The organism is Amycolatopsis roodepoortensis, from assembly GCF_024628825.1.
Taxonomy (GTDB): Bacteria; Actinomycetota; Actinomycetes; order Mycobacteriales; family Pseudonocardiaceae; genus Amycolatopsis; species Amycolatopsis roodepoortensis.
The window spans coordinates 6,964,921-6,980,172 of record NZ_CP102415.1 but is presented as its reverse complement, the minus strand read 5'-3'; the positions used below and the strand labels follow the sequence as shown (position 1 = coordinate 6,980,172).

The window sequence follows — 15,252 nt, the reverse complement described above, 5'->3', positions numbered from 1 at the left end:
AGCTCACCGCGCCCGGTCGTAAACCAGCGCCATCTCCCCCAGCTGTCCGACCTCCTGATAAGCCAGCGCCCACTTCGACGCGGGCAGGCCGTCGGCGAACAGCCGCCGCCCGCCGCCGGTGATCTCGGGGCAGATCATCAGGTACAGCCGGTCGAGCAGGTCGTCGGCGAGCAGGGCCTTGATGACGCTGGCGCTGCTGTTGACCAGGATGTCGCCTTCCCCGTTCGCCTTCAGGTCGGTGATGACGTCGGCGACGGGGGCGTTCACCACGCGGGCGCGGTCCCAGGGCGCTTCGGTCAACGTCTTCGAGAAGACCACCTTTTCGGCGTCCACCAGCCACTTCGCGTAGGCGCGGTCGCGCGGGTCGGCGTTCTCGTCGGCGGCGATGGTGGGCCAGAAGCCCAGGAAGCCTTCGGCGTTCAGCCTCCCGAGCACTGCGGTGGTCGCCGTCTCGTGGATGCGGGCGAGGTGAGCGCGGGCGACGTCGGTGGTGGCGTACGAGACGATCGCACCCAGGTCGCCCGGGCCGCCGGGGCCGCTGTAGTGGCCGTCGAGGGTGAGGCTGATGTTGGCGGTGACGCGGCGGCCGGTCGGGTTCGTCATGTCGTTCAGTCCTTTTCCTGGGTGAGCTGAGCTGCGAGGTTGTCGAGCACCTGGCCCCAGCCGGTTTCGATACCGGCGATGAAGGGGACCGCCTCGACGGTCGTTTCGGTGATGCGCAGGTCGAGCCGGAGCCGGGTCCCGCCCGGCGCCTCGGTGAACTTCAGGTCGTAGTGCCCGGTGAAGAACGTGTCCCCCTTGGCGTCCAGCACCGAGAGGTCGAACTCGAGATGCTCGGGTTCGGTCGCGGCGCGGACCTCGCCCGCGGAGCGATACCGCCCCTCCGCGTCGCGGTAGTCGAGCACGGCTCGTCCCCCGGCCCGGGGCTCGATGACGCAGTCGGTGACGGTCATCGAAGGCGGCGCCCACCAGGACGCGAGCAGCGCGGGCTCGGTCCAATGCCGCCAGACCTCGTCCAGTGACGCGGTGAGCAGACGGTCGAACGTGAACGCCCGGCCGTCCGCCCACCGATCCTGGTTCGCGGACGCGGTGTCCGCGGAGATCGCGGCCTGATAGCGCGTGAGGACGTCTCGCTCGCCCTCGTTCGCTTCGATGGTGGCGATCAGCGCCCGCAGCCGCCCTTCGAAGTCCTTCAGCGGGCCCGCTTCGACGGCGTAGACCCGGCGCTGCCCCAGCGGGAAGACCGTCACGAGGCCGGCGCGGGCGAGGGTCTGCAGGTGCTTGGTGGTCTGCGGCTGCCGCAGGCCGGTCAGCTCGGCGAGTTCACCGACGGATCTCGGCCGCTCGGCGAGAAGCTCGACGATGCGCCGCCTCGCTCCGTCTCCCAGTGCCGCTGCGATCTGCTCCATGCCGAGAAGTATTCACTCATCAGAATATTCCTGTCAAGGAATATCTTCAGGATGGAACTCCAGGAGGCTTCGCTCCTCGGTAAGCGTGGTGACGGAGCCGAGGACCAGCCCGTGTGAGGCGGCGAGGTCGCGAAGTTCGTCGAGGCGCCGCTCGCGGCCGCCGTAGAGCACGAGCATGACCAGGTCCCATTCGGTCTGCGCCCCGAGCCCGCCGACCGCCTCGATGACGAGGATCCGGCCGCCCGGGCCGGCCGCGTCGGCGCAGCGCGCCAGGATGCGATGGGCGTGCTCGTCGTCCCAGTCGTGCAGGATGTCGGAGAGCAGATAGGCGTCCGCGCCTGCCGGGAGCGGATCGAAGAAGCTGCCCGCGGTGACCTCGACGCGGTCTTCGAGGCCCTGCGCGCGCAGTTCCTGTTCCGCGGCGGCCGCGGTCGGCGCGAGATCGACGAGATGGCCGCGCATCGAGGGGTTGGCCTTCAGGATCGCGGCGAGCAGGCTGCCGTGACCCCCGCCGACGTCGACGAGCGTGCCGAACCGGGACCAGCCGAATCCGGCGACGAATCGCGGCACCTGCGTCAGGAACCGCTGGGTCATCTGGCGGTCGAACGTCTCCCGCAGCCGGGGGTTCTCGGCGAGATCGGTCCAGAAGTCCTTGCCGTAGCGGCGGATGTAGCCCGCCTCGCCGGTGGCGATGCTGTGCGCGAGTTCGATGAACGCCAGTTCGCCCCGCCCGCCGGCGGCGTTCATGTCCAGGAGCCCGGCGAGCCCGTTTCCGGCGTCGGCGCGGAGTTTCGCCCCGTACTCGGTGGTGCGGTAGCCGTCCGGAGTCGCCACGACGACGCCGAGGGTCGCGAGATGCCCGAGCAACAAGCCGAGGGCGAGCGGGGATTGGCCCAGCTCCGCCGCCAGATCGTCGACGGCCGAGCCGGGCCCGGACAACCTGTCCGGCAGCCCCAAGGTCACCGCGACCCGCAGCGCCATCGGCGTCGCGAGCCCGGCCAGCCGGAGGAATTCCTGTCTGTCAGTGTCACTCATGGGGTCAGCGTCCGCCCGGTGAGACCCGGGTTCTCCACGGCTTCGACGTAGCTCCGCGCGACGTCGGCCGCCGGAGTGCCGCCTTCCGGCTCGCCGAGCGCGGCGAGGGTTTCGCTCACCCAGCCGGGGCTGACGGCGTTGACCCGGATGCCGCGCGGCAGTTCGCGCGCGGCCGCGGCGACGAACGCTTCGAGACCGGCATTGGTCAGGACGCCGAAAGCGCTGCCGCGCAACGTCTCCGGGATCCGGCCGGCGGTCAAGGTGACCGAGCCGCCGTCCGGCAGATGCGGGATCGCGCGCCGCAGCAGGAACACCTGACCGAGCAGCTTCCCTTGCAGCCCTTGGGTGAACTCATCGTCGGTACCGCCGTCGACCGGCACCAGCGAGCCGCTCCCCGCACAGCACACGACGTGCTCGATCCCCGGCTCGGCGGCGAAGAGCGCGTCGAACGTGGCTGGCTGCTCGACGTCCACTTTGACCTCACCGGAGCGAGACGCGGGGAGCACGGCGTGCCCGCGCGCGGTGAGTGCCGACGAGACGGCGGCTCCGATCGTCCCGGTGGCACCGATCACGAGGATCTTCATCGGCGTCTTTCCCTTCAAGGTCGCGTGAGTGGTTCGGTTCCGTAAGCCCGGTGCAGCGCCGCGACGAACGACGGCGCTTCCGGCACCCGCGTCGCGCCGATCCGGCGGACCGCGATGCCCGGCGTCCACGAGTTCATGACCACCGCGCCCGCGAGCCCCGGCGATTCGGCGAGCGTGACCTCCTGGACCCGTTGCGGCACACCGAGCGCCTCCAGCCGCCGCTGGACTACGCCCATAGTGGTCCCCGCCAGCAGGTCGGCGTCCGGCCACACCACCGTATCGCCGTCCCAGAAGGCGAGGTTCCAGATCGTCGCCTCGCTCAGCCTGCCCCGGCGGTCGACGAACGCCGCGTCGTCGAAACCTTCACTGATAGCCCGCCGCCTGTAGTACGTCTTCGCCATCTCGCCGGTGTGCTTGAAGGCGGGAAGGGCGCGCTCGTGTTCCACGGCCGTCAGCGCCAGCGGCCCCGCCGGACCGGACGCCGGCGGCCGGGTGCGCACCAGGACTTCGAGGTCACCCGGCAGGTGGACCGTCACGGTCAGGGAGACGTCCGCCGGACCGGATTTCAGTGCCTCGCGCATATACGAACGGATCCGGTCGTCGGGCAGGGCGTCGCCGAACAGCTCCAGCGAGGCGGTGCGGAGCCGGTCCAGGTGCAGGTCGAGACCGCGCACCTGGCCGTCCCGCACCTGCATGGCCGTGAAATGCGCGAAACCGGCGAAGGCGAGCGGCGCCAGTTCTTCGGCGGTCGCCGTCCGGCCGTTCAGCTGCGCGACATGAGGACTCATGCCCGCACCGTAATCCGGTTGCGGGCGCCGTGTGCCGGCGGCAGGATCCCGCGGGTGTCCGCATCGCGTACCGAGCTGTCGCGCTGGCAGTTCGATCTGACCTGGTCGTTGTTCGATTACCACCTCGCCGATCTCGAACCGGCGGACTTTCGCTGGGAGCCCTCGGCCCTGTGCTGGACGATCCGGCCGGACGGCACCCCGGACTGGGCCGACACCGAACCCGACCCGATCCCGGTCCCCACGATCGCCTGGCTCACCTGGCATATCGGCTGGTGGTGGAGTGTCGCGCTGGATCACGCGAACGGACGGGCGCCGCGCGAGCGCGCGGAAATCACCTGGCCCGGCGAAGAATCCACCGTCGAATGGCTGCGCGGTCTTCGCGAGGAATGGCTTGCGGTGCTGGATCGGTTGACCGACACCGACCTGGACGCGCCTTCCGCCTATCCGTGGGGCGAGGACGCCGGGCTGACCTTCGCCCACACTGTCGCCTGGGTGAACTCCGAACTGATGAAGAACGTGGCCGAGATCGGGCAGCTCAGGTTGCTCCGGCGCAGCTCGGTGTGACGCCGGGGATGGACTTCAGCTCGCCGAGAAGCATCGAACTCACGGCGACCGGATAGTCGTCGAGCGCGTACAACGTCCCGCCGAGTTCGACGCGGACCGGGGTTTTTCCCTTGTGCGCCAGCAAAGTCCGCTTCAGTTCGAGGACCGCGTCCTCGGTCAGCCGCTCGGCGGTCGCGTGCAGCGTCAGCGGCGGCTCCCCGTCGCCCGCCGCGGAGAGATCGAGTGGCACGAGGCCGCCGCCGAACACCGACATCTTGTCCTCCCGCCAGTTCACCCGGCCGCTGACGCGGACGGCGCCGTCCTCGGCGAGATCCGCCGCGAACAGCGCGTACGCCTTGGGAAAGAACAGCACTTCGAGCGCGGCGTCCAGATCCTCGATAGTGCAGATCGCCCACGGCTCGCCCTTCTTGTTCACCCGCCGCTCCAGTGACGTGACGATCCCGGCGATGACCAGTTCACCCTCGCGCGGCGGGTTGTCGAGGATCGCCGCGATCGGCCGCGGCGCGTGCGCCCGCAGGACGTGTTCGGCGCCGTCGAGCGGATGCGCGGACACGTACAGCCCGAGCATTTCCCGTTCGTGCGCGAGCAGTTCCTTGCGGGGCCACTCTTCGACACCGAGCTTGAGGTGCGCGAGCGGCGAGGTGCCGTCGCCGCTCCCCTCACCCGGCCCGAAGAGGTCGAACTGGCCCATCGCCTGCTTGCGCTTCAGCGGCACCACGGCGTCCACCGCGTCCTCGTGCACTCGCTGGATCGAAAGCCGCGTATGCCCGAGCGAATCGAACGCCCCCGCCTTGGCCAGGGATTCGATGACACGTTTGTTGCAGGCCACCAGTTCCGACTTGCCGAGGAAGTCGGTGAACGACGCGTACTTCCCCTTCTCCTGCCGGGTCTTGATGATCGCGTCGACGACGTTCGCGCCGACGTTGCGCACCGCGCCCAGCCCGAACCGGATCGCGTCCCCCACCGCGGAGAACCGGAGCCCGGATTCGTTGACGTCCGGCGGCAGCACCTTGATCCCCAGGCGACGGCATTCCGAGAGGTAGACCGCCGACTTGTCCTTGTTGTCCCCCACCGAAGTCAGCAGGCCCGCCATGTACTCGGCCGGGTAATTCGCCTTCAGATACGCGGTCCAGTAGCCGACCAGGCCGTAGCCGGCGGCGTGGGACTTGTTGAACGCGTAGCCGGCGAACGGCAGGATCGCGTCCCAAAGGGCCTGCACGGCCTCGCGCGAGAAGCCGTTGGCGACCATGCCGTCGCGGAAACCCTCGAACTCCTTCTCCAGTACCTCTTTCTTCTTCTTGCCCATCGCCTTGCGCAGCACGTCGGCGCGCCCCATGGAGTAGCCCGCGACGTCCCGCGCGATCCGCATGATCTGTTCCTGGTACACGATCAGGCCGTGCGTCTCGGCCAGGATCTCGCGCAGCGGCACGGCGAGCTCGGGATGGATCGACTCGATCGGCTGCCTGCCGTTCTTGCGGTCCGCGTAGTTGTTGTGCGTGTTCATCGCGATCGGACCCGGCCGGTACAACGCGTTCACCGCGATGATGTCGCCGAATCCGGTCGGCCTCAGCCTGCGCAGCAGATCCCGCATCGCGCCGCCGTCGAGCTGGAAGACACCGAGGCTGTCGCCGCGGGCGAGCAGTTCGTAGGTCGCCGGATCCTCGACGCCGAGGGTGTCGAGATCGATCTCCTCGCCGCGGTTGGCCTTGATGTTGTCGAGCGCGTCGCCGATGACGGTGAGGTTTCGCAGGCCTAGGAAGTCCATCTTCAGCAGGCCGATGGCCTCACACGACGGGTAGTCCCACCCGGTGATGACCGCGCCGTCGTCCCGGCGCCACAACGGGATCGCGTCGAGCAGCGGTTCACTCGACATGATGACGGCGCAGGCGTGCACCCCCGCGTTACGGATCAGGCCTTCCAGTCCGCGCGCGGTCTCGAAGATCTTGGCCGCCTCGCCGTCGCCTTCCAGCAGCGCGCGGACTTCCGCCGCTTCGGCGTACCGCTCGTGGCCCGGCTCGACGATCCCGGCGAGCGGGATGTCCTTCGCCGCGACGGGCGGAGGGAGGGCTTTCGAGATCCGGTCCGCGATCGCGTACCCGCTCTGTCCATAGTGGACGCGTGCGGCGTCCTTGATGGCCGCCTTCGTCTTGATTGTGCCGAACGTGATCACCTGGGCGACGTGCTCGGCGCCGTACTTGTCGGTGGCGTACCGGATCATCTCGCCGCGGCGCCGGTCGTCGAAGTCCATGTCGATGTCCGGCATGGAGACCCGCTCCGGGTTGAGGAACCGTTCGAAGAGCAGGCCGAGATCGATCGGGTCCAGATTGGTGATGCCGAGCGCGTACGCCACGAGCGAGCCCGCCGCCGAGCCGCGGCCCGGCCCGACGCGGATGCCGACGCGGCGGGCGTGGTTCATCAGGTCGGCGGTGATCAGGAAGTACGCCGGGAAGCCCTTTTCGGCGATCACGCCGATCTCGAAGTCGGCGCGGGCGAGGTACGCCTCGGGAACACCGTCCGGCAGTCGGCGGCGGAGCCCGGCCGCGACCTCCTCGCGCAGCCAGGACTCCTCGTCGTGTCCGTCGGGGACCTCGAAGACCGGCATGCGATCGACGTGCCGGTAGACGTCGTCGTACGGCTCGATCCGTTCGGCGATGAGCAGCGTGGAGTCCGCCGCGCCAGGGACCTCCGTGTCCCAGTACTCCCGCATCTCCTCCGCGGACTTGAGGTAGTAGCCGTCGCCGTCGAACTTGAACCGGCCGGGATCGTCGAGGGTCTTGCCGGACTGGACGCACAGCAGCGCCGAATGCGCGGCGGCCTTGTCCCGCGTGACGTAATGCGAATCGTTGGTGGCCAAGGGTTTCAGCCCGAGTCTGCGGCCGATGTCCAGCAACCCGTCCCGCACGGACCGTTCGATCGGGAGCCCGTGGTCCATCAGTTCGAGGAAGAAGTCGTCCGCGCCGAAGATGTCGCGGTAGTCCGACGCCGCCTGGATCGCCTCGCCGGGCTGCCCGAGCCGGAGCCTGGTCTGCACCTCGCCCGACGGGCATCCGGTGGTGGCGATGACGCCTTCGTGGTGCCGGGCGAGAAGTTCACGGTCCATCCGGGGTTTGCGGTAGTAACCCTCCAGGCTGGCCAGCGAAGACAGCTTGAACAGGTTCCGCAACCCGGTGGCGTTCTCCGCCAGCATGGTCATATGCGTGTAGGCGCCACCACCGGAGACGTCGCCGCCGTCACCGCGCCGTCCCCAGGTCACCGGCTTCTTGTGGAAACGGGACTCCGGTGCGAGGTAGGCCTCGATGCCGATCACCGGTTTGAGCCCCGCTTGGACGGACTGCCGGTAGAACTCGTCCGCGCCGTACATGTTCCCGTGGTCGGTCATGCCCACCGCGGGCATGCCGAGCCGCCGGGCCTCCGCGAACAGGGGCGCGATCTTGGCCGCGCCGTCGAGCATCGAGTACTCGGTATGAACGTGCAGGTGCACGAAGGAGTCCACCGGTAACTCCCCACGGTTGTACGATTCCGGTCCGACGCGGCGATTGGACCGTTGCCGCGCCAGTGTTGTCCAACAAGCGACACGCGACCGTCGACAACCAGAAGTTGTAGGGAGACACAGTGGAGCTGGATCTGGGCGCGGTGCGCGCGTTCGTCGCGGTGGCCGACGACCGGTACTTCAGCGAGGCGGCGATCCGGCTGGAGATCAGCCAGCAGGCGATCTCCAAACGCGTCGCGAAGCTGGAGTCGGATCTCGGCGTGCGGCTGCTGTCGCGGACGCGCGGCGGGGCCGAGCCGACCGAAGACGGCGAGGAGTTCCTCAACCACGCCCGCGCGCTGATCAGCCTCGCGGACCAGGCCGTCGAACGCCTCCACGGCAGGCGGCGGGCGCTGCGCGTCGACGTCCTCGGCACGCGGCTGGCGACCATGGAGGTCGTCCGGGCCTTCCACGCCGAACACGACGACGAACTGGAGATCGTCACGCCCGGGCTGGGCGCGGTGCGCCGGTCCCTGCTGCCGGATTCCGTCGATGCCGCCTTCGCCCGCGTCAGCACCGTGCCGTCCCCGGGGATCGGCCGCACGCCCGCCTATCTGGAGCCGGCGAACCTGCTGGTCGGACGGCGGCATCCGCTCGCACGGCGGCGCCGGGTCGCGATGGCGGAACTCGACGGCCTGACGGCGTGGATGCCCTACAACGCGCGGGCCAGCGAATGGGCGGAATTCTGGCAGGAACTGTGCCCGGAGTTCGGCATCCTGGTCGATACCGACGGCCCGAACTTCGGGCTCGAACACCACATCGACGTGCTGAGCGAGTCGACGGACCGGCTGGGTTTCGTCGGCGCGAAGATGCACGTGCCGTGGCATCCGGACGTCGTCCAGATCCCGCTCGTCGACCCGACGCCGGTGTATCCGTTCTCCCTGCTGTGGCGGCTGGAGAACCGGCATCCGACGCTGCGACTGCTGATCGAGCACGTCCGCTCCGCGTACCGGCCGTTCGATGCGGAGCGGCAGTGGCTCCCGGTGTCGGACCGGGAGGCGATGAGCGCGGTCGGCGACTGTCCTTTGTGGCCGGACAAAGCACCGTCTTGACGGGCCACGGATCGGGATCTACTCTTCTCCCTTCAGACAGGCACAGACGAAGAGCCACTGTCAGCGGTCTTCGTCGTGTCTGTTTTTTTGTGTCGGATCGCTGACAGCCAGCGCAGAAAGTTGGCGGTCCATGAGTTCATCGACGCTCAGCCCGACAGGCTCGATCTCGAACGTTTCCCAGGTAGCCGCGCTGATCAACAGCCTTTCGAGGTTGCCGCGCAAGGCCAATCTGCTGTGGTACCTCGTGCTGGGCGGCCTGTTCCTGGACGCCTACTCCAACGCCGCGCTCGGCGCCGGCCTGTCGCCGATGATCAAGGAACTCGGCCTCAGCTCCACCCAGGTCGGCGTGCTGACCGCGACCGCGCCCGCGGTCGCCATCCTGTTCAACCCGATCGGCGGCTGGCTGGCCGCCCGCGTCGGGCGCGTCAAACCGCTCATCGCCGCCAAGGCGATCGCGGCGATCGGCGCCGTGCTGACGGCGACGGCGGGCGGCTTCGGCGAGGTGTGGTTCGGCCGCGGCCTGGTCGGTGTCGCCTACGGCATCGACTTCGCGGTCGCGATGGCCATGCTCGCCGAGTACACCCCCGCGAAACTGCGCGGACGGCTCAACCTCTGGCAGTCCGTCTGGTACGTCGCCACCACCGTGAATCTGGGGCTGACGCTGGTGTTCTTCCATCTCGACGCCGGGGTGGGGATCTGGCGGTGGTCCGTCGGCTCGGCCGGTGTCTTCGCGATCGTGCTGCTGGTCCTGCAGATGATGTTCCTCGTCGAGAGCCCGTCGTGGCTCGCGGCCAAGGGCAGGCTCGCCGAGGCCGCGGTCAGCCTCCGCCGGATCTACGGTTTCCAGGTGACCCCCGGAGCGAGCAGCGGGCCGGATCCCGCCACGGAACAGAAGATCGGGTTCCGGCACGCGGGCGTGCTGTTCCGCAAGCCGTATCTGCCGCGGACCTTCCTGTCCACGGCGATCTCGCTGACGCAGTCGATGCAGTACTTCGCCGTCGGGTGGTACCTGCCGGTGATCAGCCTGGCGATCTTCGGGCAGGCGTTCCAGACCGCGACCCTCGGTTCGATGATCTTCAACATCGCCGGGATCATCGGCGGCGCGCTGTCGGCGTACGTCGGCAGGAAGATCGGGCTCCGGACGAGTTCCGCCATCGGTTACGCCTTCGCGTTCGCCATCCTGCTGGTGATGGGGCTGGGCTTCGGGAAGCTGCCCATCGCCGTCGGCTTCCTGCTCCCGTTCCTGTTCATCTTCTTCCACTCGGCGGGCCCGGGCGCGAACGGCAAGTCGATCGCGGCGCTGTCCTACCGCAGCGACATCCGCACGCTCGGCACCGGGGTGACCGGGATGCTCGGCAGCTTCGGCAGTGTCATCGGGCTGTACGTGTTCCCGCAGATCAAGGAGGCGATGGGCCTGGGGCCGACGATCGCCCTGCTCGCGGTGGTGCCGTTCCTCGGCCTGGTCTCGTGCCTGATCGTCCGCTGGGACCCCACCCGCAGCGGGATCGACCCCGACGACGAGACGATCGACCTCAAGCTCGGGAGCGCCTGATGCGGCGCGGGATCCTGGCCGTCGACGAGGGTTCCACCGGCACGAGGGCGGCCGTCGTCGGCGAGGACGGCCGGTGCGGGCCTTCCTTCTACACCTCCATCGACGTGAGCCACCCCGAACCGGCGCAGGTCGAACAGGACGCCATGCAGCTGCTGGACCGGACCCTCGACGTCGCCCGTCAAGCGGTGGCGTGGGCGGCCGAGAACGGCGTCGAGATCGAGGGCATGTCGATCTGCACGCAGCGGGCGACGGCCGTCCTGTGGGACCGGGAGACCGGCCGTCCGCTGGCCCCCGCCGTGGTGTGGCAGGACAGCCGTTACGCCGCGGAGCTGGCGCAGCTCGCTCCGGAGTGGGACCGGTACCTGTGGCCGTCGACCGGCCGTCCGGTGGGGACTCGCGCCCCGTTCCTGTGGGCGGCACGGCAACTCGAGCGGCTCGACGTCCCGGCGGAGCGCGTGCTGTTCGGTTCCGTCGACACCTGGCTGGTGTGGCATCTCAGCGGTCGTGAGCGGTTCACGATCTCGGCGACCAACGCCGTCGCGTTCGGCGGATATCGGTTGCGTGAGCACGCGTGGGACCAGGAATGGTTGGCAGCACTCGGTTTTCCCGCCGAGCTGGCACCGCCGCCCCAGGACGACGACGGCGATTACGGGTACACGGACCCGGAACTGCTCGGCATCCGTGTGCCGATCGCGGCGGTCATGGGCGATCAGCACGCCTCGCTGATCGCGCTCGGCGCGCTGTCGCCGGGCCAGGGCACCTGCGTCCACGGCACCGGCACGTTCGTCGGCGCGCTGGCCGGTGACGAACCGCCCGAGGCGGTGGGCGGACTCGAGGGCGTGCTGTGCCTGGTCGCCTGGCGTAGCCGCGGCCACAGCCGGTTCAGCCTGGAGGCCTACACCTCGACCACCGGCTCCGCTTTGCGCTGGCTCACCGAGGATCTCGGCCTGTTCACCTCGGCGGCCGAGATCAGCGCGCTGGCCGCGACCCAGCCGAGTGGCGAGGCGACCTGGTTCGTGCCGACGCTCGCCGGGCTGCGCACGCCGGTGCTGCGGCCCGAAGCGCGCGGTGTGCTGGCCGGGCTGAGCCTGGCGACCACCCGGGAAGTCCTGGCACGCTCGGTGATCGACGGGATCGCCCACGCGGTGAGTGACACCGTCGACGCGTTGCGGACGACGATGGACCGTCCGATGACGCATCTGCGGGTGGGCGGCGGTCTGGCGGCGAGCGACGCGTTGCTCCAGAGCCAGGCCGATTTCACCGGTCTCGCCATCGAGCGGGTGGCGGATTCGGCGACCGCCAGCCTGCGCGGCGCCGCCTATCTCGCCGGCACGCGGCTCGGGCTGTGGCCGTCGCTGGCCGACGCCGTGGCCCACCGGCCCCCGGAGCGGATCTTCGAACCCGGCCTCGCCGAAACCGACCGGCTGAAGCTGCGGGCGCGCTGGCAAGACGTGCTCGCCGTCTCGCTGTCGTGAAAACCCCTTGTTCTGATCGGAAAGGCTTTTCGATGTTCACACTGCCGTCCCGGCGGCCCAACGCCGTCGTCGCGGGAGCGACCCCCTCGGCGCCACTGCGGCTGGACCGTCGCACCGCGCTGACCGGACTCGACACCGGAGAGTTCGACCTGCTCGTGATCGGCGGCGGGATCACCGGCGCCTACACCGCGCTGGACGCCGTCTCCCGCGGCCTGTCGGTCGCGCTGGTCGAACGGGACGACTTCGCCTCGGGGACGTCGTCCAAATCGTCCAAGATGGTGCACGGCGGGCTGCGCTACATCGAGCAGGGCAACCTCGATCTGGTGCGGCATTCCCTGCTGGAGCGCCAGCGGTTCCGCCGCAACGCCCCGCATCTGGTGCAGCGCCTGCCCTTCCTGTTCCCCATCCTGGCGAAGGACGGCGTTTTCGACGCCAGGATCGCCCGTGCCTTCGAGAGTCTCTTGTGGACATACGACCTCGCGGGCGGCTGGCGGATCGGCAAGCTGCACCAGCGGCTCACGGTCGACGAGGTGCTGGCGCACGCCCCCACCCTGCGCGCGGACCATCTGCGCGGCGGGCTGATGTACTACGACAGCCGCGCCGACGACGCCCGGCTGACCCTCGCGATCGTGCGCAGCGCGGCCAGGCTCGGCGCGGTCGTCGTCAACGGCGCCGGGGTGACCGGTCTCCGCACCGCCGGCGGACGGGTGACCGGTGCGACGGTCGAAGCCGACGGCGAGCGGATCGACGTCCGGGCCCGCGTGGTCGTCAACGCGACCGGGGTGTGGGCGGACAGTGTCGACGGCATGGCGTCCGCGCGGCACCGGCCTCAGGTGCGCCCGGCGAAGGGCGTCCACATCGTGCTGCCGTGGTCGAAGATCCGCAACGACTGCACGGTGACTGTCCCGATCCCGGGCCGCGCGAGGCGGGCGACGTGCACCCGCTGGGGTGACGTGGTCGTCGTCGGCACCACCGACACCGACTACGACGGCCCGACCGACGACGTGCACTGCACCCGCGACGAAATGGAGTTCCTGCTCGAAGGTGCCACGATCGCCTTCGACACCAAGCTCGGTCCTGAAGACGTGCTGGGCAGTTACGCGGGTCTGCGGCCGCTCGTCGGCGGTTCCGAGGGCACCACGCTCGACATGCGGCGCGATCATCACATCACCGTCGCCTCGGGCATGGTCACCGTGACCGGCGGCAAGCTCACCACGAGCAGGCATATGGGCGAACTCGTCGTGGACAAGGCCCTCGGCCTGCTGGGCCGGAAAGCCCGCTGCCGCACCAAGAACCTGCCTCTGCTCGGCGGCGCCGGATACGACGCCGAGGCCACCGCGGCGACCGGCGGGATCGCCGCGCATCTCGGCGGCCGCTACGGCACCGAAGCCCGTTTCGTGAGCGAGCTCGTCGACGAGGACCCGGCGCTCGGCGAGCCGCTCATCCCCGGCCAGCCGCATCTCAAGGCCGAGGTCGTGTTCGCGGCAAGGTCGGAAATGGCGCGTTCGGTGGACGACGTGCTGTCCCGGCGCACCCGGCTGCGGTTGTTCGCCAGGGACGCCTCCGCCGAGGCCGCTCCGCTCGTCGGCGAACTACTCGGCGCAGAACTCGGACTGTCGCAGGAAACCGTGGCCGCGCAAGTGGAGGACTATCGGGCGGACGTCGCCCGGGAGAAGTCGATTCTGTTGGGAGACAACGCATGATCAGCAGCCAGGCCATCGACCACCCGTTCAACCGGGGCAAGTACGTGGTCGGCGCGCCGACGCCGCCGCGCTGGGGCGACCGTACCCCGCCCGGCCAAGGCGCGGCCTCGTTGCAGACGACCACCGTCGCCGTACCCGCCGCGCTGACCGAGTCGCTGCGGGGCGTCGCGGACGCGGTGCACACCGACCACGACGAGGTCGTGCTGCGCACCCGTGACTGGTGGGCAGGCTCGATGATCGGCGAGACCGCGGGAAACCCCGCGACCCCGGACGCGGTGATCGCCGAAGTGAGCACGGTCGAACAGGTCCAGGCCGTGGTCCGGCTGTGCGGTGAGCACCGGGTGCCGCTGACCGTGTCCGCCGGGCGCAGCAACGTCACCGGCGCGGCGCTCCCGGTCTTCGGCGGGGTGGTGCTGGACGTCTGCGGGCTGAACCGGATCCTGTCCTTCGACGCGGACTCCCAGATCGTCGACGTGCAGGCCGGGATGTTCGGCGACCTGTTCGAAACCGAGCTGCAGAAGACGCACGGTGCCACCACGGGCCACTGGCCTTCCGCCTTCGCACTGTCCACTGTGGGCGGTTGGGTGGCCTGCCGCGGCGCGGGCCAGCTCTCCACCCGTTACGGGAAGATCGAGGACATGGTGGTCGGCCTCGACGTCGTGCTGGCCGACGGCACGCTCGCCCGGTTCGGCGACTACCCGCGCGCCGCCACCGGCCCCGACCTGCGCCAGTTGTTCGTCGGTTCGGAGGGCACGCTCGGCGTGATCACCTCCGTGCGGCTGCGCACCCATCCGCTGCCCGGCTACGCCAAGGCCGTCGCCTACGGTTTCGAAACCTTCGCCGAGGGCCTGGAGGCGTGCCGTCTGATCATGCAGCGTGGCGCGACCCCGGCCGCGATGCGGCTCTACGACAAGCTGGAGAGCGGAACGCATTTCGGCCTGCCGGACACCAATCTGCTGCTGATCGCCGACGAAGGCGACCCGGTGCTGGTCGACGCGATGCTCCGCGTCAGCTCCGAGGTCTGCGCGGCGACCGGGTCCGAACTGGACGGTGAGGCCCTCTTCGAGCGCTGGCTGGACGAGCGGATGCTGGTCGGCAAGTCGGCCGACGGGTTCACCCCCGGCCCGGGTTTCGTCGCCGACACCCTTGAGATGGCCGGCCCGTGGTCGGCGCTGCCCGCGATCTACGACGAGGTCGTGGCCGCGATCAAGGCCGTTCCCGGCACCTTGGCCGCGTCCGCGCACCAGTCCCACGCCTACACCGACGGCGCCTGCCTGTACTTCTCGCTGCGCGGCGACGTGGAGCCGGAGAAGCGGCGGCACTGGTACCGCTCGGCGTGGGACGCGGCCAATGCCGTGCTCGTGCGCCACGGGGCCGCGCTGAGCCACCACCACGGTTCCGGTCTGCTTCGCGGGCCGTATCTCGCGGACACGCTCGGCACGGGCTTCGACACCTTCGTCGCCGTGAAGCGGACCCTCGATCCGCAGGGCCTGCTCAACCCGGGCAAACTCGGGCTGCCCAGTGACTTCGGGCCGAACCCCCTTGACTCCACGAGCTGATC

General features: G+C 69.6%; 12 protein-coding genes. 6 read left to right on the top strand and 6 right to left on the bottom strand.

Translation table 11 applies throughout. From position 1 onward, the window contains the following. Positions 1 to 3: 3 nt before the first annotated feature. From NQK81_RS33485 to NQK81_RS33465, 5 genes are read right to left on the bottom strand one after another with little or no spacing between them, the layout of a single operon-like run. Positions 4 to 603, bottom strand: coding sequence for a dihydrofolate reductase family protein (locus tag NQK81_RS33485; protein ID WP_257484646.1), 600 nt, complete (start codon positions 601 to 603; stop codon positions 4 to 6). A 5-nt stretch (positions 604 to 608) separates the two neighbouring features. Further along, a complete protein-coding gene (locus tag NQK81_RS33480) occupies positions 609 to 1,409 on the bottom strand; it encodes a metalloregulator ArsR/SmtB family transcription factor (protein WP_257484645.1) in 801 nt (266 codons plus the stop codon). A 33-nt stretch (positions 1,410 to 1,442) separates the two neighbouring features. Further along, positions 1,443 to 2,444, bottom strand: a complete 1,002-nt coding sequence (locus tag NQK81_RS33475) for a methyltransferase (protein ID WP_257484644.1) — start codon at positions 2,442 to 2,444, stop codon at positions 1,443 to 1,445. Next, positions 2,441 to 3,028, bottom strand: a complete 588-nt coding sequence (locus NQK81_RS33470) for a short chain dehydrogenase (RefSeq protein ID WP_257484643.1) — start codon at positions 3,026 to 3,028, stop codon at positions 2,441 to 2,443. Before NQK81_RS33470 ends, NQK81_RS33475 begins: the two co-directional genes overlap by 4 nt. A gap of 14 nt (positions 3,029 to 3,042) precedes the next feature. Beyond that, positions 3,043 to 3,816: an aminotransferase class IV family protein gene (locus tag NQK81_RS33465; protein ID WP_257484642.1), complete on the bottom strand. Its 774-nt coding sequence runs from the start codon at positions 3,814 to 3,816 to the stop codon at positions 3,043 to 3,045. A gap of 54 nt (positions 3,817 to 3,870) precedes the next feature. Here NQK81_RS33465 and NQK81_RS33460 point away from each other — a divergent pair, with 54 nt between their 5' ends. Further along, complete coding sequence (locus tag NQK81_RS33460) at positions 3,871 to 4,380, top strand: DinB family protein (RefSeq protein ID WP_257484641.1); 510 nt, start codon at positions 3,871 to 3,873, stop codon at positions 4,378 to 4,380. On the opposite strand, the gene dnaE is transcribed toward NQK81_RS33460, so the two are convergent. Further along, the gene (gene dnaE / locus NQK81_RS33455) at positions 4,352 to 7,831 is read right to left on the bottom strand and encodes a DNA polymerase III subunit alpha (RefSeq protein WP_371878921.1); all 3,480 of its coding nucleotides are present in this window, start codon (positions 7,829 to 7,831) and stop codon (positions 4,352 to 4,354) included. The genes NQK81_RS33460 and dnaE overlap by 29 nt on opposite strands. Positions 7,832 to 7,992: 161 nt before the next feature. Between dnaE and NQK81_RS33450 the strand changes: the two genes are divergently transcribed. The 5 genes from NQK81_RS33450 to NQK81_RS33430 all read left to right on the top strand — a co-directional run bounded on the left by NQK81_RS33450 (position 7,993) and on the right by NQK81_RS33430 (position 15,250). Next, positions 7,993 to 8,961 carry a LysR family transcriptional regulator gene (locus tag NQK81_RS33450; protein WP_257484639.1) on the top strand — a complete coding sequence of 323 codons (969 nt, stop codon included), beginning with the start codon at positions 7,993 to 7,995 and terminating at the stop codon, positions 8,959 to 8,961. Between the two features lie 130 nt (positions 8,962 to 9,091). After that, positions 9,092 to 10,513 carry an MFS transporter gene (locus tag NQK81_RS33445; protein WP_257484638.1) on the top strand — a complete coding sequence of 474 codons (1,422 nt, stop codon included), beginning with the start codon at positions 9,092 to 9,094 and terminating at the stop codon, positions 10,511 to 10,513. After that, complete coding sequence (locus NQK81_RS33440; protein ID WP_257484637.1) at positions 10,513 to 11,988, top strand: FGGY family carbohydrate kinase; 1,476 nt, start codon at positions 10,513 to 10,515, stop codon at positions 11,986 to 11,988. The genes NQK81_RS33445 and NQK81_RS33440 overlap by 1 nt, the downstream gene beginning before the upstream one ends. Before the next feature lie 32 nt (positions 11,989 to 12,020). Continuing rightward, positions 12,021 to 13,691, top strand: coding sequence for a glycerol-3-phosphate dehydrogenase/oxidase (locus NQK81_RS33435; RefSeq protein ID WP_257484636.1), 1,671 nt, complete (start codon positions 12,021 to 12,023; stop codon positions 13,689 to 13,691). After that, a complete protein-coding gene (locus NQK81_RS33430; RefSeq protein ID WP_257484635.1) occupies positions 13,688 to 15,250 on the top strand; it encodes an FAD-binding oxidoreductase in 1,563 nt (520 codons plus the stop codon). The genes NQK81_RS33435 and NQK81_RS33430 overlap by 4 nt, the downstream gene beginning before the upstream one ends. Positions 15,251 to 15,252: the final 2 nt, after the last annotated feature.

What these genes read in the sequence shown, in the direction of transcription:
- NQK81_RS33485 (WP_257484646.1), bottom strand. Translation starts at nt 603, where the DNA reads ATGACGAACCCGACCGGCCGCCGCGTCACCGCCAACATCAGCCTCACC.
- NQK81_RS33480 (WP_257484645.1), bottom strand. Translation starts at nt 1,409, where the DNA reads ATGGAGCAGATCGCAGCGGCACTGGGAGACGGAGCGAGGCGGCGCATC.
- NQK81_RS33475 (WP_257484644.1), bottom strand. Translation starts at nt 2,444, where the DNA reads ATGAGTGACACTGACAGACAGGAATTCCTCCGGCTGGCCGGGCTCGCG.
- NQK81_RS33470 (WP_257484643.1), bottom strand. Translation starts at nt 3,028, where the DNA reads ATGAAGATCCTCGTGATCGGTGCCACCGGGACGATCGGAGCCGCCGTC.
- NQK81_RS33465 (WP_257484642.1), bottom strand. Translation starts at nt 3,816, where the DNA reads ATGAGTCCTCATGTCGCGCAGCTGAACGGCCGGACGGCGACCGCCGAA.
- dnaE (WP_371878921.1), bottom strand. Translation starts at nt 7,831, where the DNA reads ATGCTCGACGGCGCGGCCAAGATCGCGCCCCTGTTCGCGGAGGCCCGG.
- NQK81_RS33445 (WP_257484638.1), top strand. Translation starts at nt 9,092, where the DNA reads ATGAGTTCATCGACGCTCAGCCCGACAGGCTCGATCTCGAACGTTTCC.
- NQK81_RS33440 (WP_257484637.1), top strand. Translation starts at nt 10,513, where the DNA reads ATGCGGCGCGGGATCCTGGCCGTCGACGAGGGTTCCACCGGCACGAGG.
- NQK81_RS33435 (WP_257484636.1), top strand. Translation starts at nt 12,021, where the DNA reads ATGTTCACACTGCCGTCCCGGCGGCCCAACGCCGTCGTCGCGGGAGCG.
- NQK81_RS33430 (WP_257484635.1), top strand. Translation starts at nt 13,688, where the DNA reads ATGATCAGCAGCCAGGCCATCGACCACCCGTTCAACCGGGGCAAGTAC.